At 38.5% G+C, this 1,153-nt stretch carries 1 protein-coding gene and 1 rRNA gene; both read right to left on the bottom strand.

Annotated elements, in window-relative coordinates:
* Positions 1 to 403: F0F1 ATP synthase subunit A (locus tag ACYVJ0_RS13500; RefSeq protein ID WP_460818372.1), on the bottom strand; the 403-nt coding region annotated here is incomplete at its 3' end.
* A gap of 93 nt (positions 404 to 496) precedes the next feature.
* Positions 497 to 1,153: ribosomal RNA gene (locus ACYVJ0_RS13505) — 16S ribosomal RNA — on the bottom strand; the annotation flags it as partial.

A 1,153-nucleotide genomic window follows, 5' to 3' on the forward strand; every position in this document is an offset into this window, starting at 1 on the left:
TTACACCAATGAAGATGAATACAGATAGACCAATAGCAACCATAACTGATGTTGTAATTGTAAATGCATAAGGTACATTACCGTTTAGGTTAGCAATTAGAATGAAGAAGAACAGGCTGTAAATAAATGGCATGTAAATTTCGTTTGCTGAACCAATTTGGTCTCGTACCATACCGTGGATTGATGCGTAAGCACTTTCTAGTGAAATACTCCATGCGCTAGGTACAAGAGAATATGAATTGTTACCCATAATATGTAGACCTAGTACTAGGAATACAGTAATAATAGCGTATAGACCTAGATTTGTTAGTGAAAGGTTAAAGTCACCAATAATAGGTGCTGAAACACTAAGGAAAGGTACCACTTCGAATTGTTCTAGTGGAGATGTAATAAAGTGTGTCATGATGACTGAATATATAAAGTAGTTGTTCTTTAAAGCTATGTAGTTAAAATAGTACATAGTATTCGACATAATTATCGTATAAGGGGATTAATTAGATTTTATCATTCAGCCGCAAGTTCCCTTACGGCTACTATGTTTCAACTTCAGAGAAATCAACGCTCTTCATCTCGAAACTTGAATATCTTTTTAGATAATTCAAAACATCTTCAATGAGTAGTGTCTCTCCCCCCGTGATGAGCAATTAGTACCCGCTTAGAGGTATACTTCACCGCGCCGTGCTGATGCGCGATTACTCGGAATTCCTACTTCATAAAGGCGAGTTCCAGCCTTTAATTCGTACATTAATATCGGTTGATGGTTAGCTCCTCTTTTCAGAATTGCATCATACTGTCGATATTCTAGTGGCACGCGTGTAGCCCACTCCATAAGGGTCATGAAGACTTGTCATAGTCCTCCTAAACTAGATTCTTATAAAATCTAGACTATAAAACATATAGATTCATAGCGAGGATTGCGTTAGTTATACGGAATCAACCATAGGTCTCACGAACACTAACTGACGACAGCCATGCAACACCTGTCTAAGATGCAAGAAGTGGTAAGATTTTACGCGGGCTATCGGATTAAACGGCATGCTTCACTCCATGTGCCTAAGAACGGTCTAATCATTGACGTTTCGGTCTTTCGACTGTACTATGCAGGTGGCAGACTTTAGCGTTAGCAACGAAAACCAATAGTTAATCCACTGAT

Source organism: Microbacterium petrolearium (genome assembly GCF_054782875.1).